Source organism: Pseudomonas kurunegalensis (genome assembly GCF_030291635.1).
Lineage (GTDB): Bacteria > Pseudomonadota > Gammaproteobacteria > Pseudomonadales > Pseudomonadaceae > Aquipseudomonas > Aquipseudomonas monteilii.
Map to the genome: position 1 here is coordinate 5,824,043 of NZ_CP127871.1, position 15,973 is coordinate 5,840,015.

Below are 15,973 nucleotides of genomic sequence, written 5' to 3' on the forward strand. Positions count from 1 at the left end.
AGCATGAGAGCCGATCTGGAAATCATCCACGACTGGATCCCCGCCGGCAGCCGGGTACTCGACCTGGGCTGCGGCAGCGGCGAACTGCTGGCCTCGCTGCGTGACCGCAAGCAGGTCACCGGCTATGGCCTGGAGATCGACGCCGACAACATTGCCGCCTGTGTGGCCAAGGGCGTCAACGTCATCGAGCAGGACCTGGACAAAGGTCTGGGCAACTTCGCCAGCAACAGTTTCGACGTAGTGATCATGACCCAGGCCCTGCAGGCCGTGGAGTACCCCGACCGCATCCTCGACGAGATGCTGCGCGTGGGCCGCCAGTGCATCATCACCTTCCCGAACTTCGGCCACTGGCGCTGCCGCTGGTACCTGGCCACCAAGGGCCGCATGCCGGTATCGGACTTCATGCCGTATACCTGGTACAACACGCCGAACATCCACTTCTGCACCTTCGCCGACTTCGAAGAGCTGGTGCACGAGCGCCGAGCGAAGGTGCTCGACCGCCTGGCCGTCGACCACTTGCACCGCAACGGGTGGGGTGGCCGGCTTTGGCCTAATCTTCTAGGTGAGATCGGCATCTATCGCGTCAGCAGCCCGGGCCTGCAAGAGCACCAGCTCGCGGTCTGACGCCCACCGGAGGAATCGCCCCATGCGTCGCCTAGCCCTGTTCCTGATCAGCCTGTGCCTGGCCTTGCCGGTACTGGCTGCCGATGCCGCCCGGCCCGAGCGCAAGGAAGTGTTTGGCGACGTGACGGTGCACTACAGCGCGTTCACGTCGAGCATGCTCACGCCCGAGGTGGCCGCAGCCACCGGCCTGGTGCGCAGCAAGAACCAGGGCGTGCTCAACATTGCCGTACTCAAGGCCAACAAACCTGCCACAGCGGTGGTCAGCGGCACGGTCAAGGACCTGACCGGGCGCAGCAGCCCGCTGTCGTTCAAACAGATTACCGAACAGGGCGCGGTGTACTACATCGCCCAGTTCAAGATCGAACAGCCAGAAACCGTCACCTTCGACCTGAATATCGAAACCGGCGGTATCAGCAATTCCCTTAGCTTCAACCAGGAAGTGTTCCCAGGCGAATGATGAATTTCCAGCAACTCGTATTGGCCAGCCACAACGCCGGCAAACTCAAGGAACTGCAGGCCATGCTCGGCCAGTCCGTGCAACTGCGTTCGATTGGCGAATTCAGCCAGGTAGAGCCAGAAGAAACCGGCCTGTCGTTCGTTGAAAACGCCATTCTCAAGGCGCGTAACGCCGCACGTATCTCCGGCCTGCCGGCCTTGGCTGACGATTCCGGCCTGGCGGTGGACTTCCTCGGTGGTGCGCCGGGCATCTACTCGGCGCGCTACGCCGACGGCAAGGGTGACGCGGCCAACAATGCCAAGCTGCTCGAAGCCTTGAAGGACGTGCCCGAAGCCGAGCGCGGTGCGCAGTTCGTTTGCGTGCTGGCGCTGGTGCGGCATGCCGACGACCCGCTGCCGATCCTGTGCGAAGGCCTGTGGCACGGCAGTATCCTGTTCGAGGCCAGCGGCGAGCATGGCTTTGGCTATGACCCGCTGTTCTGGGTGCCGGAACGCAACTGCTCCAGCGCCGACCTGGCCCCGGCGGACAAGAACCAGCTCAGCCACCGCGCCCGTGCCATGGCCCTGCTGCGCCAACGTCTGGGCCTGGCATGATCGCAACGCTGTCCACCCCCGGCGCGGCGGGTTTCACCAGCCTGCCGCCGCTGGCGCTGTACATCCACATTCCGTGGTGCGTACGCAAGTGCCCCTACTGCGACTTCAATTCCCACGCTGCCGGGCCTGAACTGCCGGAAGATGCCTACGTCACAGCGCTGCTGGACGACCTCGATCAGGAGCTGGCCGCCGTACAGGGCCGCCCGATCAGTTCGATCTTCTTCGGTGGCGGTACGCCCAGCCTGTTCAGTGCCAACGCCCTGGGCCGGCTGCTGCGCGGCGTGGAGCAACGCATCCCGTTCGCACCAGACATCGAAATCACCCTGGAAGCCAACCCTGGCACCTTCGAGCAGGACAAATTCAAGGCCTACCGGCAAACCGGCATCAACCGCCTGTCCATCGGCGTGCAAAGTTTCCAGCCCGCCAAACTGGAGGCGCTGGGGCGCATCCACAATGGCGATGAAGCGGTCCGTGCTGCCGGCATGGCGCGTGCGGCCGGCTTCGACAACTTCAACATGGACCTGATGCACGGCCTGCCCGACCAGTCGCTGGATGATGCGCTGGGCGACCTGCGCCAGGCCATCGACCTGGGGCCGACACACCTGTCGTGGTACCAGCTGACCGTGGAACCGAACACGGTGTTCTGGAACCAGCCGCCTGAGCTGCCCGAGGACGACATCCTCTGGGATATTCAGGAAGCCGGCCAGGCACTGATGGCCGAGCACGGTTTCCGCCAGTACGAGGTATCGGCCTACGCCCAGGCGGGCCGCGTTGCCCGGCACAACCTGAATTACTGGCGCTTCGGCGACTTCATCGGCATCGGCGCCGGCGCCCACGGCAAGCTGACTTTCGCCGACGAGCGCATCCTGCGTACCTGGAAGACCCGCCTGCCCAAGGATTACCTGAACCTGGCCAAGCCATTCAAGGCCGGAGAGAAGCTGCTGCCGGTCGACGAGCTGCCGTTCGAGTTCCTGATGAACGCCCTGCGCCTGACCGACGGAGTGGAAGCCGAGCTGTTCACCCAGCGCACCGGTTTGCCACTGGAGCAACTGCGCGAGGCACGCCGCGCCGCCGAACAAAAGGGCCTTTTGCAGGTCGAACCGGATCGACTGGTGGCCACGCCAAGGGGCCAGTTGTTCCTCAATGACCTGCTGCAGTATTTCTTGACCTAAGGATGACCCATGGATCTGGTACTTGATCTGCTCGCGACGGTTTCCCGCTGGAGCCGCGGTAACCTGTCGGAGATTTCACTGGCCTTGGTAGGCTGCCTGCTGGTGCTGTTTGGTAGCGATGTCAAAGCCTGGGCCGAGCAGCGGCTGGGTGGCTTGGCGGGCGCATTGCGAGTGCCGTTCATGGCGCTGATGGTGATGATCGGCAGCGGTGCGGCGCTGATCTATGCCACGCCGTGGGTGGTGAAGGGGTTGAGCCAGTTCAACAACTACGCGCTGGCGCCGGTGCTGCTGGTGGTGCTGGTGTTGATTGGTGTAGTGGCTGATCGCCGAGGGTAAGGACTGCTAAAAGCTGCCCCGGGATACCAGGGCAGCCCTCCCACCTGACTAGCCCTTAACGGGCATCATCGAAGTGGTCGCGCATGAAGTCCCGAACGGTCTTGATCACTATCAAGATCCGGACAAGCTTCCAGACGCGGCTCAGCGTATCAAGCAAACGCTTCATATGCCTTGGCCTCCGTGTTGGCGGGCCAATCTTCCAGCATCTAACCGGTACTTCGATGCCTTCGAAAACAGTGCGAGTGCTTTCGGTGAAGTGGCCAGGTTAATGGCCCTTCGAAGACAGCTGCCGGCACGGTTCTCAGGCCATGTCGAAGGGGCCGGAAAGCAGAATTCTTCTCCTACCCGGCCCATCACCGATCACATCTACACAGGAGCAACGTGATGATACTTGGGATCTGCGTGCAAGACTGTTAAGGGTTCCGACACACGTAATGCCGGATGTTTCGCAGCATTGACGGTCCCTGCCAGCCTGCTTAAGATATTTTTGCAGTGCGGGTGTTTTCGGTGATATCCCAGAGTGAAGGATACTCAGTCCTGTGGCTCACAAAAAAACCGCCTTACTCAAGGCGGTTTTTTTCGCCTGCATTTCTGCAAGCACCAGCACATCGAAAGGCCAGATCAGCCGATCAATCCACCTTCTCGAACTTCAAGTCCCACACCCCATGCCCCAGCCGCTCGCCGCGGCGTTCGAACTTGGTGATCGGGCGCTCTTCAGGGCGCGGCACGTAAGTACCGTCAGCCGCACGGTTGCGATAGCCAGGTGCAGCACTCATCACTTCCAGCATGTACTCGGCATACGGCTCCCAATCTGTCGCCATGTGGAACACACCACCAGGCTTGAGCTTGCGACGTACCAGCTCGGCAAACTCCAGCTGCACGATGCGGCGCTTGTGGTGACGCGCCTTGTGCCACGGGTCGGGGAAGAACAGCATCAAGCGGTCGAGGCTGTTGTCCGCCACGCAGCGGTTCAGCACTTCGATGGCATCGCAGTCATACACCCGCAGGTTCTTCAGGCCCTGGGTCAGCACGCCGTTGAGCAGCGCGCCCACACCCGGGCGGTGCACTTCCACGCCGATAAAGTCCTGCTCAGGCGCGGCAGCAGCCATTTCCAGCAGGGAATGGCCCATGCCGAAGCCGATCTCCAGGGTGCGCGGCGCCGAGCGCCCAAACACCTGGTCGTAGTCCACCGGGCTGTCAGCCAACGGCAGGATGTACAGTGGGCCGCCCTGGTCCAGGCCGCGTTGCTGGCCTTCGGTCATGCGCCCGGCGCGCATCACGAAGCTCTTGATGCGGCGGTGTGGGCGGGCGTCGCCGTCGGGGGTGATCGGCGTATCGTGCGATTCAGTCATCAGGGGCTCTTACTTGATCAGACCATCCAGCGGCGAAGAGGCGCTGGCATAGAGTTTCTTCGGCATACGGCCGGCCAGGTAGGCCAGGCGACCGGCGACGATGGCGTGCTTCATGGCTTCAGCCATCATCACCGGCTGCTGCGCGTGGGCAATGGCCGAGTTCATCAGCACGGCCTCGCAACCCATTTCCATGGCGATGGTGGCATCGGATGCGGTGCCCACGCCGGCATCGACCAGCACCGGGACTTTGGATTCTTCCAGGATGATCTGCAGGTTGTAGGGGTTGCAGATACCCAGGCCGGTACCAATCAGGCCAGCCAGCGGCATGACTGCGATGCAGCCGGCTTCGGCCAGTTGGCGGGCGATGATCGGATCATCGCTGGTGTACACCATCACGTCGAAACCGTCCTTGACCAGCACTTCGGCGGCCTTGAGGGTTTCGATCACGTTAGGGAACAGGGTTTTCTGGTCGGCCAGCACTTCCAGCTTCACCAGCGTGCGGGATTCGTGCGATTTGCGCCCATCCAGCAGTTCGCGGGCCAGGCGGCAAGTACGCACCGCTTCCACCGCGTCAAAGCAGCCTGCCGTGTTCGGCAGGATGGTGTACTTGTCGGGCGACAGTACGTCGAGCAGGTTCGGCTCGCCCGCATTCTGCCCAAGGTTGGTGCGGCGCACGGCGACGGTGACGATTTCAGCACCCGAGGCCTCGGTGGCCAGGCGGGTTTCTTCCATGTCACGGTACTTGCCGGTGCCCACCAGCAGGCGCGACTGGAAAGTACGCCCGGCCAGGGTAAAAGGCTTGTCGCTACGAACGTTGCTCATCGTTGTTCCTCGGGAAAAGGTTGCAGGGCTAGCTTGTGAACCGCAGGGCTGCTGTCAGCCGCCACCAATGGCGTGGACCACTTCGACCTGGTCGCCGTCGTTCAGCAGCGTGCTGTCGTGCTGGCTGCGCGGCACGATGTCCAGATTCAGTTCCACTGCGACACGGCGCCCGGCAAGTTCCAGGCGCGTCAGCAGGGCTGCAACGCTTTCGCCAGCAGGCAGTTCGTAAGGTTCACCGTTCAGTTGAATGCGCATGCGCACGGCCACCATTGTTCTTTGGGGCCCGCATTCTAGCGCCGAACCGCCCTGCAACCCAAGGGCGGTGCGCGCCATTAGTCGCGATTGTGGACCACCCGGTCAGCCCAGCCGCCAGGCTGCCAGGCCCAGGCACAACCAGCCGGCCAGGAAGCACAGGCCGCCAATCGGGGTGATGATGCCCAGCTTGCCCAGGCCGCTGAGGGTCAGCAGGTACAGGCTGCCGGAGAACAGCACGATCCCCAGGGCAAACAGGCCGCCAGCCCAGCCCACCAGGCGCCCGGGCAGGTGCGCCGAGAGCACGGCAACGCCGAAGATCGCCAGGGCATGCACCAGCTGGTAGGTCACGCCGGTATGGAAAACGGCCAGGTAGTCAGCCGTCAGACGGCTTTTCAGGCCGTGGGCGGCGAAGGCACCCAGGGCGACCCCGGTAAAGCCGAAAAAGGCGGCAAGCATCAGGAAGCTGCGAAGCATGGGACGACTCCTTGGATCGGGTCTGTATAATGGCCCCTTCCACCCGTACGGCCAAGCCATCGCCATGCTTCCAACTCTTCTGCGCCGTCTTTCCCGTGCCCTGCTCTGGTTCGCTGCCGGCAGCATCGTGCTGGTGCTGGTGTTCCGCTGGGTGCCACCGCCCGGTACGGCACTGATGGTCGAGCGCAAGGTGCAATCGTGGGTCAGTGGCGAGCCGATCGACCTGCAACGCGACTGGGAGCCGTGGGAGAACATCTCTGATGAGCTGAAGGTTGCCGTCATTGCGGGTGAGGACCAGAAGTTCGCCAGCCATTGGGGGTTCGACATCCCGGCCATCCAGGCGGCACTGGCCTATAACGAGCGCGGCGGCAGCGTTCGCGGTGCCAGCACCCTGACCCAGCAAGTGGCCAAGAACCTGTTTCTGTGGTCCGGGCGCAGTTGGTTCCGCAAAGGGCTGGAGGCGTGGTTCACGGCCTTGATCGAGCTGTTCTGGTCGAAGGAGCGAATTCTCGAGGTCTACTTGAACAGTGCCGAATGGGGCAAGGGCGTGTTCGGCGCCCAGGCGGCGGCGCGCTATCACTTTGGCGTGGATGCCAGCCGGCTTAGCCGCCAGCAAGCCGCACAACTGGCGGCGGTGCTGCCTAGCCCGATCAAGTGGAGTGCCAGCCGGCCAAGTGCCTATGTGGCGAGCCGGGCCGGGTGGATTCGCCGGCAGATGAGCCAGCTGGGTGGGCCTAGCTACCTGATGCAACTCGACACTTCGCGCAAGCTTTGAGTCTTTTGGGGCTGCTGCGCAGCCCATCGCGACACAAGGCCGCTCCTACAGGGGATCGCGGTCGCCTGTAGGAGCGGCCTTGTGTCGCGATGGGCCGCAAAGCGGCCCCAATATTTCACCGGCAAAAAAAAGCCGCTAACCCTACCCGGGCCAGCAGCTTTTCTGTACAGCCAAGGCTCGATCAGACTGCGATCAACGCCTTGACCTTGTTCATCGCATTCTTCTCCAGCTGGCGAATCCGCTCAGCCGACACGCTGTACTTGTCTGCCAGCTCATGCAACGTGGCCTTCTCTTCCGCCAACCAGCGCTGGTAGAGAATATCGCGGCTACGCTCATCCAGCCCTTGCAGCGCTTCGTGCAGGTTGCTGGTCGAGTTGTCGCTCCAATCGGCATCCTCCAGTTGCACCGCCGGGTCGTACCGGTGGTCTTCCAGGTAATGTGCAGGCGACTGGAAGGCGCTGTCGTCGTCAGCTTCCGCTGCCGGGTCGAACGCCATGTCCTGGCCACTCAAGCGGCTTTCCATCTCACGCACTTCACGCGGCTCTACACCAAGGCTTTCTGCCACGCGATGCACTTCGTCGTTGTTCAGCCAGGCCAGACGCTTCTTCTGGCTGCGCAGGTTGAAGAACAGTTTGCGCTGGGCCTTGGTGGTCGCCACCTTGACGATACGCCAGTTGCGCAGGATGAATTCGTGGATTTCTGCCTTGATCCAGTGCACGGCGAACGACACCAGGCGCACACCCATTTCCGGGTTGAAGCGCTTGACGGCTTTCATCAGGCCGACGTTGCCTTCCTGGATCAGGTCGGCCTGGGCCAGCCCGTAACCCGCATAGCTACGGGCAATGTGTACGACGAAACGCAGGTGGGCCATCACCATTTGACGAGCGGCCTCGACATCCTGCTCATAATAGAGACGCTCGCCCAGATCACGCTCCTGCTCGACCGTCAGCAGCGGGATGCTGTTGACCGTGTGCACATAGGCTTCCAGGTTTGCACCGGGTACCAAGGCATAGGCAGGTTGCAACGATGTGGTCATTCAAGAACCTCCGACTTACTAAACTCGCGCCTTGTGGGCGCTGCCAACATTGACCTGGAACGACGGTACAAGTTCCACAGTGAAGAAAATGTCAATGCTGGCACGTAAAAACTATCGCGGCGCCAACTCGTTCAGGTGACGAGCGACTGCGATCCATGCACCGATATACCCCAACAACACTGCTCCGATCAAGAGCGACAGACCATCGGACGCCGGCACACCCCCCAGGGCGAAATCACTGCCATACAGCCCGGAAAGCCCTACAACCGCCTCGTTCAGCCAGTTCAGGCCAAACGCCAGGATGCCCCACGCCAACAGGCCCGCACCCAGGCCATAGAGGGCACCCATGTACAGGAAAGGCCGGCGTACGTAGGCGTCGGTGCCGCCAACCAGCTTGATCACTTCGATCTCGATCCGGCGGTTTTCAATGTGTAGACGAATTGTGTTACCGATTACTAACAGCAGGGCAGAAATCAGCATCACGGCCAGGCCGAAGACGAAGCGGTCACCCAGCTTGAGGATGGCTGCCAGGCGCTCGACCCACACCAGGTCCAGTTGCGCCACTTCAACCCGTGGCAGCTCCGACAGACGCTGACGCAAAGCTTCCAGGGCCGGTTTGTCGACCTCGGTCGGGGTCACGACCACCACGCCAGGCAACGGGTTGTCGGGCAGTTCACGCAGGGCCTCGCCCAAGCCGGACTGCTGCTGGAATTCCTCCAGCGCCTGCTCGCGGCTGACATATTGCGCGTCCGCCACGCCGGGCATGCCCTTGATCTCATCCCGCAGCGCCTCACCTTCACGGCTGCCGGCATCCAGCTTGAGGAACAGCGAAATTTGCGCGGCGCGCTGCCACGAGCCGCCAAGCTGCTCGATGTTCTTCAGCAGCAACGACAGGCCCATGGGCATGCTCAGCGCCACCGCCATCACCAGGCAGGTGAAAAAGCTGCCGATCGGCTGCTTGCCCAAGCGGCGCAGGCTGTCGGCCATGCTGGCACGGTGGCTTTCCAGCCAGGCATGCAGCAACGTGCGGAAATCCGGGCCATCATCGTCTTCGCCGCGCTTTTTCTTCGCCGGTTGCGGGTCAGCGGGCTTAGGTGCAACCCGCTCGGAAACCTTCGGCGTACGTGTAGTGCTCATTGCCCGGCCTCCCCATCGCCGATCAAGCGGCCGCGCTGCAAGGTCAGCATGCGGTGGCGCATGCGCGCAATCAGTGCCAGGTCGTGGCTGGCGATCAATACCGTGGTACCCAGGCGGTTGATGTCCTCGAACACGCCCATGATTTCTGCGGCCAGGCGCGGGTCGAGGTTACCGGTGGGTTCGTCGGCCAGCAGCAGTGCCGGCTGGTGGACGATGGCGCGGGCAATGCCTACCCGCTGCTGCTGCCCGGTGGACAGGTCGGCCGGGAACAGTTCGCCCTTGTCGGACAGCGATACACGCTCCAGGGCCGAATCCACGCGTTTGGCGATCTCGGCCTTGGACAGGCCGAGAATCTGCAGGGGCAAGGCGATGTTGTTGAACACCGTGCGGTCGAACAACAGCTGGTGGTTCTGAAACACCACGCCGATCTGCCGGCGCAGGAACGGGATTTGCGCATTGCTGATCTGACCCAGGTCCTGCCCGGCCAGCATGAGCTTGCCACTGGTCGGGCGCTCCATGGCCAGCAACAGGCGCAGCAAGGTGCTCTTGCCGGCGCCCGAGTGCCCGGTGACGAACAGGAACTCGCCCCGGCGCGCCCGGAAACTCAGCTCATGCAAACCCACATGACCATTGGGATAGCGCTTGGCAACCTGTTCGAATCGGATCATGGTCAGTCTCGCTCGGCGAACAGAGCCTTGACGAACGGCTCGGCTTCGAAGGTACGCAGGTCGTCGATGCCTTCACCCACACCGATGAAGCGGATCGGAATGTTGAACTGCTTGGCCAGGGCGAAGATCACCCCGCCCTTGGCAGTGCCGTCCAGCTTGGTCAGGGCCAGGCCGGTCAGCTCGACGCTCTGGTTGAAGTACTTGGCCTGGCTGATGGCGTTCTGGCCAGTACCGGCGTCGAGCACCAGCAGCACCTCGTGCGGCGCATCGGCGTCGAGCTTGCCGATAACACGGCGGACCTTCTTCAGCTCTTCCATCAAGTTGTCTTTGGTGTGCAGGCGGCCGGCGGTGTCAGCGATCAGCACGTCGGCGCCACGGGCCTTGGCGGCTTGAACGGCGTCGAAGATCACCGACGCGGAGTCGGCACCGGTATGCTGGGCGATTACCGGAATCTGGTTACGCTCGCCCCACACCTGCAACTGCTCGACCGCTGCGGCACGGAAAGTATCGCCAGCGGCCAGCATCACTTTTTTGCCTTCCATCTGCAGCTTCTTGGCCAGCTTGCCGATGGTGGTGGTCTTGCCGGCACCGTTCACGCCAACCACGAGGATGACGTAAGGCTTGTTTTGCGCCTGCACTTTCAGCGGCTGCTCGACCGGGCGCAGCAGTGCGGCCAGTTCTTCCTGCAGCGACTTGTACAGGGCATCAGCGTCGGCCAGCTGCTTGCGCGCGACCTTCTGGGTCAGGTTCTGGACGATGGCCGAGGTGGCTTCCACGCCGACGTCAGCGGTCAGCAAACGGGTCTCGATCTCGTCGAGCAGGTCGTCGTCGATGACTTTCTTGCCCAGGAACAGGCTGGCCATGCCCTCGCCGATGCTGGCGCTGGTCTTCGACAGGCCCTGCTTCAGGCGGGCGAAGAAGCCGGGTTTGGCTTGTTCGACAACGGCTGGGGCAGCGACAGGTGCCGGTTCTGGCTCGACAGGTGCTACTACCGGGCGCTCGGGGATCGCTGGCGGGGCCTTTGGCTCCAGGTCGGGTACCAGAGCAACGGGCTCTTCGGCAACGGGCAGGACCAGGTTGCTGACAGGGGGCTCGACGGCTTGAATGACCGGAGCTGCTGCGGGTGCAGGGGTTTCGACCTGCGGGGCGGCAGGCTCTGCATTCGCGGGCACGCCCGCTCCCACAGGGGCCGGGGTTGGCTCAGGGGCCTGGGTAACCACGGGGGCAGGTGCCGGTTCATAAACCGGCGTCACCACGGGCGCCGTTGCAGGCTCAGAGGCCAAGGCTGGCTCGGCAGCCCGAGGGGCCTCAGCTACAGCTGCGGGGGCTGCTGCAACCACCGGCTCGACCGGAGCAGCTTCAGGGCGCTCGACGGCGGGCTGCGGCGCTAGGGATTCTGCAGCCTGGGGTTCGGGGGCTTGTGGCTGTTCGGCGACAGGTTGCTGCGGCTTCTTTCGAAACCAGCTGAACAGGCCTTTCTTTTCGCCAGCCTCGGCCGGCGCTTTTTTGTCGTCGTTGGAACCAAACATGGAGGACGGCTATCTCAGGGTAGCGATGAGCCAGCAATGGCACATCGGGAATTCTCTCTACGCAGAACAGACTATCTTGAAGCCTGCTGGTTCATGCGCAACGTTTTGTCTTAGTGTCCTGTGGGCCAGAACGGCGACAGGCATGGTCGCCAGGCAACCGGATCAGTATCCTAGCACCTCCTGGCCCGTCGACGCTAAACCCAGCGGGCCGCCGAACAGGTTAAACACCGTATGAATGCTCTAGCCCGCCGCGCCGCTGGCCTGTTGTTCGGCACGCTCTGCCTGCCGCTCGCGGCCCTCGCCGCCGATGTGCAACCCACCCACGAATTCATCCTCGACAATGGCCTGAAAGTGGTCGTGCGTGAAGACCACCGCGCCCCGGTGGTGGTCTCGCAGATCTGGTACAAGGTCGGTTCCAGCTACGAGACCCCGGGCCAGACCGGCTTGTCCCACGCGCTGGAACACATGATGTTCAAGGGCAGCGCCAAGGTCGGCCCCGGCGAAGCTTCGCGCATCCTGCGTGACCTGGGCGCCGACGAAAACGCCTTCACCAGCGACGACTACACCGCTTACTACCAGGTGCTGGCCCGCGACCGCCTGCCGGTAGCCCTGGAGCTGGAGGCTGACCGCCTGGCCAGCCTGCGCCTGCCCGCCGACGAGTTCAGCCGCGAAATCGAGGTGATCAAGGAAGAGCGCCGCCTGCGTACGGACGACCAGCCCAATCAAAAGGCGTTTGAGCTGTTCCGCGCCATGGCCTACCCGGCCAGCGGCTACCACACCCCGACCATCGGCTGGATGGCCGACCTTGAACGTATGAAGGTCGAGGAGCTGCGTCACTGGTACGAGTCCTGGTACGCGCCCAACAACGCGACGCTGGTGGTGGTCGGCGATGTGACCGCCGACGAGGTCAAGGGCCTGGCGCAGAAGTATTTCGGCAGCATTCCCAAGCGTGCCGTGCCACCGGCCAAACTGCCCCTGGAACTGGCCGAACCTGGCCAGCGCCAGTTGACCCTGCATGTACGCACCCAACTGCCCAGCCTGATCTACGGTTTCAACGTGCCCGGCCTGCCCACCGCCAAGGACCCACGCACCGTGCATGCCCTGCGCCTGATCTCGGCCCTGCTCGACGGCGGCTACAGCGCCCGCATGCCGGCACGCCTGGAGCGTGGTCAGGAGCTGGTGGCCGGCGCGTCTTCCAGCTACAACGCCTTCACCCGCGGCGACAGCCTGTTCCTGATTTCGGCTACGCCGAACGTGCAAAAGCAGAAAACCCTCGCCGATGTCGAAAAAGGCATCTGGCAGTTGCTTGAAGAACTCAAGACCACCCCGCCCAGCGCCGAAGAGCTGGAACGCGTTCGCGCTCAGGTCATCGCCGGCCTGGTCTACGACCGCGATTCCATCAGCAGCCAGGCCACCACCATCGGCCAGCTGGAAACCGTCGGCCTGTCCTGGAAGCTGATCGACAGCGAGCTGGACGAGCTCAAGCGTGTCACCCCGCAGGACATCCAGAACGCCGCGCGCACCTATTTCACCCGCGAACGCCTGAGCGTTGCCCATGTACTGCCCGAGGAGTCCGCTCATGAGTGATCGCCGCGCACCACGCCCAACCCTGCTGGCCACGGGCATCCGCGCCCTGGCGCTGGCGACCGTGCTGGCCGCCCCGGCCATGGCCGACAACGCCGCCAAGGCCGACAACAGCGCCGCTCGCCCAGCCAACACCTTGCAGTCCTTGGCCGAACTGGATGGCAAGGCACCCAGCCGGCGCCAGTTGAACATTCAGCACTGGAACACCGCCGAAGGCGCCCGTGTACTGTTCGTAGAAGCCCGCGAACTGCCCATGTTCGACCTGCGCGTCACCTTCGCCGCCGGCAGCAGCCAGGACGGCGTTACGCCAGGCGTGGCCGCACTGACCAACGCCATGCTCAACGAGGGCGTGGCCGGCAAGGACGTGACCGCCATCGCCGAAGGCTTCGAAAGCCTGGGCGCGGACTTTGGCAACGGCTCCTACCGCGACATGGCCGTGGCCTCGCTGCGCAGCCTCAGCGCCAAGGACAAGCGCGAACCGGCCCTCAAGCTGTTTACCGAGGTGGCCGGCAAGCCGACCTTCCCCGAAGACGCCCTCAAGCGCATCAAGAACCAGATGCTGGCCGGCTTCGAATACGAAAAGCAGAACCCCGGCAAGATCGCGGGCAAGGCGCTGTTCGGCAAGCTTTACGGCGATCACCCTTACGCCCACCCCAGCGACGGTACCGCCGAAAGCATCGACGGCATCACCCTGGCACAGCTGCGCGCCTTCCATGCCAAGGCCTATACCGGCGGCAACGCGGTCATTGCGCTGGTCGGCGACCTGAGCCGCGCGGAAGCCGAAGCCATTGCGGCCCAGGTATCTGCCGGCCTGCCGAAGGGCCCGGCACTGGCCGCGCCAGCCCAGCCCACTGACGCCAAGGCGGGCCTGACTCACATCGACTTCCCGTCCAAGCAAACCCACCTGATGCTGGCCGAACTGGGTATCGACCGCCAGGACCCGGACTGGCCAGCCCTGTCGCTGGGTAACCAGATCCTCGGCGGCGGTGCGTTCGGCACCCGCCTGATGAGCGAGGTACGTGAAAAGCGCGGCCTGACCTACGGCGTATACTCCGTGTTCAGCCCGATGCAGGTGCGCGGCCCGTTCATGATCAACCTGCAAACCCGCGCCGAGCTGAGCGAAGGCACGCTGAAGCTGGTGCAGGACATTCTTGCCGACTACCTCAAACAGGGCCCTACCCAGCAAGAGCTGGACGATGCCAAGCGCGAACTGGCCGGCAGCTTCCCGCTGTCCAATGCCAGCAACGCCAGCATCGTCGGGCAACTGGGTGCAATCGGCTTCTACAACCTGCCGCTGACCTGGCTGGAGGACTTCATGCAGCAGTCCCAGGCCCTCACCGTCGAACAGGTCAAGGCGGCCATGAACAAACACCTGTCAGCCGATAAACTGGTGATCGTCACCGTTGGCCCGAAAGTGCCACAGAAACCGCTGCCAGCCCCCACTGACAAGCCCTCCGAGCAGCCGCTCGGAGTACCGGAGCACTAATGCCAAGATCCACCCCTCCCGCCCGCCCGCAATCGGGCCAAAGCAAGGGCCAGGGCCACCTGCGCATCATCGCCGGCGAGTGGCGCAGCCGCCGCCTGGCGGTACCGGAAGGCGAAGGCCTGCGGCCAACGCCCGACCGCGTGCGGGAAACCGTGTTCAACTGGCTGGCGCCTTACATCGAGGGCGCCCGCGTGCTGGACGCCTTCACCGGTAGCGGCGCCCTGGTGCTCGAAGCCCTGTCGCGCGGAGCCGAAGACGCCGTGGCGCTGGACAGCAACCCGGCAGCCATCGCCAACCTGAAGAACAACCTCGAAATCCTGCGCTGCCCGCGTGGGCAGATCCTGCAAACCGATGCCCTGCGCTACCTGCAAGGCCCGGCCAAGCAGCAGTTCGATGTGGTGTTCCTCGACCCGCCGTTCCACCAGGACCTGCTGGCCAACGCCTGCAACCTGCTGGAGCAGAACCAGTGGCTGCGCGAACAGGCGTGGGTCTACACCGAAAGCGAAGCCGCGCCTTCAACCTTGCAACTGCCAGGCAACTGGCGCCTGCACCGCGAGAAGAAAACCGGTCAAGTGCACTACGCGCTCTGGCAAAGGGCCACAACCGACCAATAGCGCAGGTACTGTGGCGCTTTTTCATGGCACTCTAGGCAGGCACATCACGAGTCGCCCCGTATGCCCAGCCAAAGCGCCACATTTCGCCCAGCCACCGGCCTGTCCAACCCCCACCTGCAAACCCTGTGGGGGCCCCTGTGGCGCAAGCTGCCTGAACTGCAGCGCAACCGCGAGCGGCTGTGGCTGGCCGACGGCGACTTCATCGACCTCGACTGGCATGGCCCCCATGAACCGCATGCGCCACTGGTGCTTGTGCTGCATGGGCTGACCGGCTCGTCACATTCGCCCTATGTGAAAGGCCTGCAGCAAGCGCTGCAAGGGCGCGGTTGGGCCAGCGTGGCAGCGAACTGGCGCGGTTGCTCGGGCGAACCCAACCTGCTACCACGCAGCTACCACTCCGGTGCCAGTGAAGACCTGGCGGAAATTGTCAGCCACCTGCGCGCCCAACGCCCCTTGGCGCCACTGTATGCAGTGGGCTACTCGCTGGGTGGCAATGTACTGTTGAAATACCTGGGCGAAAGCGGGGTTGCCAGCCAACTGGAAGCAGCGGTTGCCGTGTCGGTGCCCTTTCGTCTGGACCACTGTGCCGACCGTATCGGCCAGGGGTTCTCTAAGGTGTATCAGGCGCACTTCATGCGCGAAATGCTGGCGTATGTGCAGCTCAAACAGCGGCACTTCCACCAGCAGGGTCAGCATGATCGGCTCGCGGCGCTGGAGCGCCTGGGGCAACTGACCAACTTGCGCACCTTCTGGGATTTCGATGGCAAAGTCACCGCACCGCTCAACGGCTTTCGCGATGCGCACGACTACTATCGCCGCTCATCGAGCCATTTCTTCCTCGGCCAGAACCGCACGCCAACGCTGATCATCCATTCCAGCGATGACCCGTTCGTGTCCGGCCATAGCCTGCCAACGGCCCGTGAGCTGGCGCCACAAACCTGCTTCGAACTGCACAGCCGCGGTGGTCATGTGGGCTTTGTCGATGGCAGCCTGCGAAATCCGGGGTACTACCTGGAGCGGCGGATTCCGCAGTGGCTGGTGGACGGCCAATAGGGCGCT

The 15,973-nt window shown here is 63.5% G+C and carries 18 protein-coding genes; 10 read left to right on the plus strand and 8 right to left on the minus strand.

The window, feature by feature from the left end; all coding sequences use genetic code 11:
* Positions 1-3: 3 nt before the first annotated feature.
* The 5 genes from metW to QQ992_RS26505 are packed head-to-tail and all read left to right on the plus strand — an operon-like array spanning position 4 to position 3,182.
* Positions 4-624, plus strand: coding sequence for a methionine biosynthesis protein MetW (gene metW, locus QQ992_RS26485; protein WP_003249106.1), 621 nt, complete (start codon positions 4-6; stop codon positions 622-624).
* A gap of 22 nt (positions 625-646) precedes the next feature.
* Positions 647-1,081 carry a DUF4426 domain-containing protein gene (locus QQ992_RS26490; protein ID WP_028698439.1) on the plus strand — a complete coding sequence of 145 codons (435 nt, stop codon included), beginning with the start codon at positions 647-649 and terminating at the stop codon, positions 1,079-1,081.
* Positions 1,078-1,674 (plus strand): RdgB/HAM1 family non-canonical purine NTP pyrophosphatase, encoded by a 597-nt coding sequence (gene rdgB, locus QQ992_RS26495; protein ID WP_016502062.1) that lies wholly within the window; start codon positions 1,078-1,080, stop codon positions 1,672-1,674. The genes QQ992_RS26490 and rdgB overlap by 4 nt, the downstream gene beginning before the upstream one ends.
* Positions 1,671-2,846 carry a radical SAM family heme chaperone HemW gene (gene hemW / locus QQ992_RS26500; RefSeq protein WP_286111642.1) on the plus strand — a complete coding sequence of 392 codons (1,176 nt, stop codon included), beginning with the start codon at positions 1,671-1,673 and terminating at the stop codon, positions 2,844-2,846. The genes rdgB and hemW overlap by 4 nt, the downstream gene beginning before the upstream one ends.
* 9 nt (positions 2,847-2,855) lie before the next feature.
* On the plus strand, positions 2,856-3,182 hold the full coding sequence (locus QQ992_RS26505; RefSeq protein ID WP_016712515.1) for a DUF3392 domain-containing protein: 327 nt from the start codon (positions 2,856-2,858) through the stop codon (positions 3,180-3,182).
* A 629-nt stretch (positions 3,183-3,811) separates the two neighbouring features.
* Here the strand turns inward: QQ992_RS26505 and trmB are convergent.
* The 4 genes from trmB to QQ992_RS26525 form a co-directional block, all read right to left on the minus strand.
* Positions 3,812-4,534: a tRNA (guanosine(46)-N7)-methyltransferase TrmB gene (gene trmB / locus QQ992_RS26510; protein WP_019097204.1), complete on the minus strand. Its 723-nt coding sequence runs from the start codon at positions 4,532-4,534 to the stop codon at positions 3,812-3,814.
* Positions 4,535-4,543: 9 nt separating this feature from the next.
* Positions 4,544-5,356, minus strand: coding sequence for a thiazole synthase (locus tag QQ992_RS26515; RefSeq protein ID WP_286111644.1), 813 nt, complete (start codon positions 5,354-5,356; stop codon positions 4,544-4,546).
* Between the two features lie 54 nt (positions 5,357-5,410).
* Complete coding sequence (gene thiS / locus QQ992_RS26520) at positions 5,411-5,611, minus strand: sulfur carrier protein ThiS (RefSeq protein WP_012274654.1); 201 nt, start codon at positions 5,609-5,611, stop codon at positions 5,411-5,413.
* A gap of 102 nt (positions 5,612-5,713) precedes the next feature.
* Entirely contained in the window at positions 5,714-6,085 is a 372-nt protein-coding gene (locus QQ992_RS26525; RefSeq protein WP_286111646.1) for a DUF423 domain-containing protein, read from the minus strand.
* Positions 6,086-6,149: 64 nt separating this feature from the next.
* On the opposite strand from QQ992_RS26525, the gene mtgA reads away from it, so the two are divergent.
* On the plus strand, positions 6,150-6,860 hold the full coding sequence (gene mtgA, locus QQ992_RS26530; RefSeq protein ID WP_110742162.1) for a monofunctional biosynthetic peptidoglycan transglycosylase: 711 nt from the start codon (positions 6,150-6,152) through the stop codon (positions 6,858-6,860).
* 181 nt (positions 6,861-7,041) lie between these two features.
* On the opposite strand, the gene rpoH is transcribed toward mtgA, so the two are convergent.
* From rpoH to ftsY, 4 genes are all read right to left on the minus strand, one after another.
* Positions 7,042-7,896, minus strand: a complete 855-nt coding sequence (gene rpoH, locus QQ992_RS26535; protein WP_015272155.1) for an RNA polymerase sigma factor RpoH — start codon at positions 7,894-7,896, stop codon at positions 7,042-7,044.
* 111 nt (positions 7,897-8,007) lie between these two features.
* The gene (ftsX, locus tag QQ992_RS26540) at positions 8,008-9,033 is read right to left on the minus strand and encodes a permease-like cell division protein FtsX (protein WP_286111648.1); all 1,026 of its coding nucleotides are present in this window, start codon (positions 9,031-9,033) and stop codon (positions 8,008-8,010) included.
* Entirely contained in the window at positions 9,030-9,701 is a 672-nt protein-coding gene (gene ftsE / locus QQ992_RS26545) for a cell division ATP-binding protein FtsE (RefSeq protein ID WP_012274659.1), read from the minus strand. Before ftsE ends, ftsX begins: the two co-directional genes overlap by 4 nt.
* A gap of 2 nt (positions 9,702-9,703) precedes the next feature.
* Positions 9,704-11,230 (minus strand): signal recognition particle-docking protein FtsY, encoded by a 1,527-nt coding sequence (gene ftsY, locus QQ992_RS26550; protein ID WP_286111650.1) that lies wholly within the window; start codon positions 11,228-11,230, stop codon positions 9,704-9,706.
* Positions 11,231-11,461: 231 nt separating this feature from the next.
* Between ftsY and QQ992_RS26555 the strand changes: the two genes are divergently transcribed.
* Genes QQ992_RS26555 through QQ992_RS26570 form a run of 4 tightly spaced genes read left to right on the plus strand, consistent with a single transcriptional unit; the run spans position 11,462 to position 15,967 of the window.
* Positions 11,462-12,817, plus strand: a complete 1,356-nt coding sequence (locus QQ992_RS26555; protein ID WP_105946458.1) for a M16 family metallopeptidase — start codon at positions 11,462-11,464, stop codon at positions 12,815-12,817.
* Positions 12,810-14,300, plus strand: a complete 1,491-nt coding sequence (locus QQ992_RS26560; protein ID WP_286111651.1) for a M16 family metallopeptidase — start codon at positions 12,810-12,812, stop codon at positions 14,298-14,300. The genes QQ992_RS26555 and QQ992_RS26560 overlap by 8 nt, the downstream gene beginning before the upstream one ends.
* The gene (rsmD, locus tag QQ992_RS26565; RefSeq protein ID WP_286111652.1) at positions 14,300-14,914 is read left to right on the plus strand and encodes a 16S rRNA (guanine(966)-N(2))-methyltransferase RsmD; all 615 of its coding nucleotides are present in this window, start codon (positions 14,300-14,302) and stop codon (positions 14,912-14,914) included. The genes QQ992_RS26560 and rsmD overlap by 1 nt, the downstream gene beginning before the upstream one ends.
* Positions 14,915-14,974: 60 nt before the next feature.
* The gene (locus tag QQ992_RS26570; RefSeq protein WP_286111653.1) at positions 14,975-15,967 is read left to right on the plus strand and encodes a hydrolase; all 993 of its coding nucleotides are present in this window, start codon (positions 14,975-14,977) and stop codon (positions 15,965-15,967) included.
* Positions 15,968-15,973 lie beyond the last annotated feature (6 nt).

Bases quoted from the DNA above. Each gene is read 5' to 3' on its own strand.
- rsmD (WP_286111652.1), top strand. From the start codon at position 14,300: ATGCCAAGATCCACCCCTCCCGCCCGCCCGCAATCGGGCCAAAGCAAG.
- QQ992_RS26525 (WP_286111646.1), bottom strand. From the start codon at position 6,085: ATGCTTCGCAGCTTCCTGATGCTTGCCGCCTTTTTCGGCTTTACCGGG.
- QQ992_RS26570 (WP_286111653.1), top strand. From the start codon at position 14,975: ATGCCCAGCCAAAGCGCCACATTTCGCCCAGCCACCGGCCTGTCCAAC.
- rpoH (WP_015272155.1), bottom strand. From the start codon at position 7,896: ATGACCACATCGTTGCAACCTGCCTATGCCTTGGTACCCGGTGCAAAC.
- hemW (WP_286111642.1), top strand. From the start codon at position 1,671: ATGATCGCAACGCTGTCCACCCCCGGCGCGGCGGGTTTCACCAGCCTG.
- rdgB (WP_016502062.1), top strand. From the start codon at position 1,078: ATGATGAATTTCCAGCAACTCGTATTGGCCAGCCACAACGCCGGCAAA.
- QQ992_RS26490 (WP_028698439.1), top strand. From the start codon at position 647: ATGCGTCGCCTAGCCCTGTTCCTGATCAGCCTGTGCCTGGCCTTGCCG.
- QQ992_RS26555 (WP_105946458.1), top strand. From the start codon at position 11,462: ATGAATGCTCTAGCCCGCCGCGCCGCTGGCCTGTTGTTCGGCACGCTC.
- metW (WP_003249106.1), top strand. From the start codon at position 4: ATGAGAGCCGATCTGGAAATCATCCACGACTGGATCCCCGCCGGCAGC.
- QQ992_RS26560 (WP_286111651.1), top strand. From the start codon at position 12,810: ATGAGTGATCGCCGCGCACCACGCCCAACCCTGCTGGCCACGGGCATC.
- QQ992_RS26505 (WP_016712515.1), top strand. From the start codon at position 2,856: ATGGATCTGGTACTTGATCTGCTCGCGACGGTTTCCCGCTGGAGCCGC.
- mtgA (WP_110742162.1), top strand. From the start codon at position 6,150: ATGCTTCCAACTCTTCTGCGCCGTCTTTCCCGTGCCCTGCTCTGGTTC.
- trmB (WP_019097204.1), bottom strand. From the start codon at position 4,534: ATGACTGAATCGCACGATACGCCGATCACCCCCGACGGCGACGCCCGC.
- ftsY (WP_286111650.1), bottom strand. From the start codon at position 11,230: ATGTTTGGTTCCAACGACGACAAAAAAGCGCCGGCCGAGGCTGGCGAA.
- ftsE (WP_012274659.1), bottom strand. From the start codon at position 9,701: ATGATCCGATTCGAACAGGTTGCCAAGCGCTATCCCAATGGTCATGTG.
- QQ992_RS26515 (WP_286111644.1), bottom strand. From the start codon at position 5,356: ATGAGCAACGTTCGTAGCGACAAGCCTTTTACCCTGGCCGGGCGTACT.
- ftsX (WP_286111648.1), bottom strand. From the start codon at position 9,033: ATGAGCACTACACGTACGCCGAAGGTTTCCGAGCGGGTTGCACCTAAG.
- thiS (WP_012274654.1), bottom strand. From the start codon at position 5,611: ATGCGCATTCAACTGAACGGTGAACCTTACGAACTGCCTGCTGGCGAA.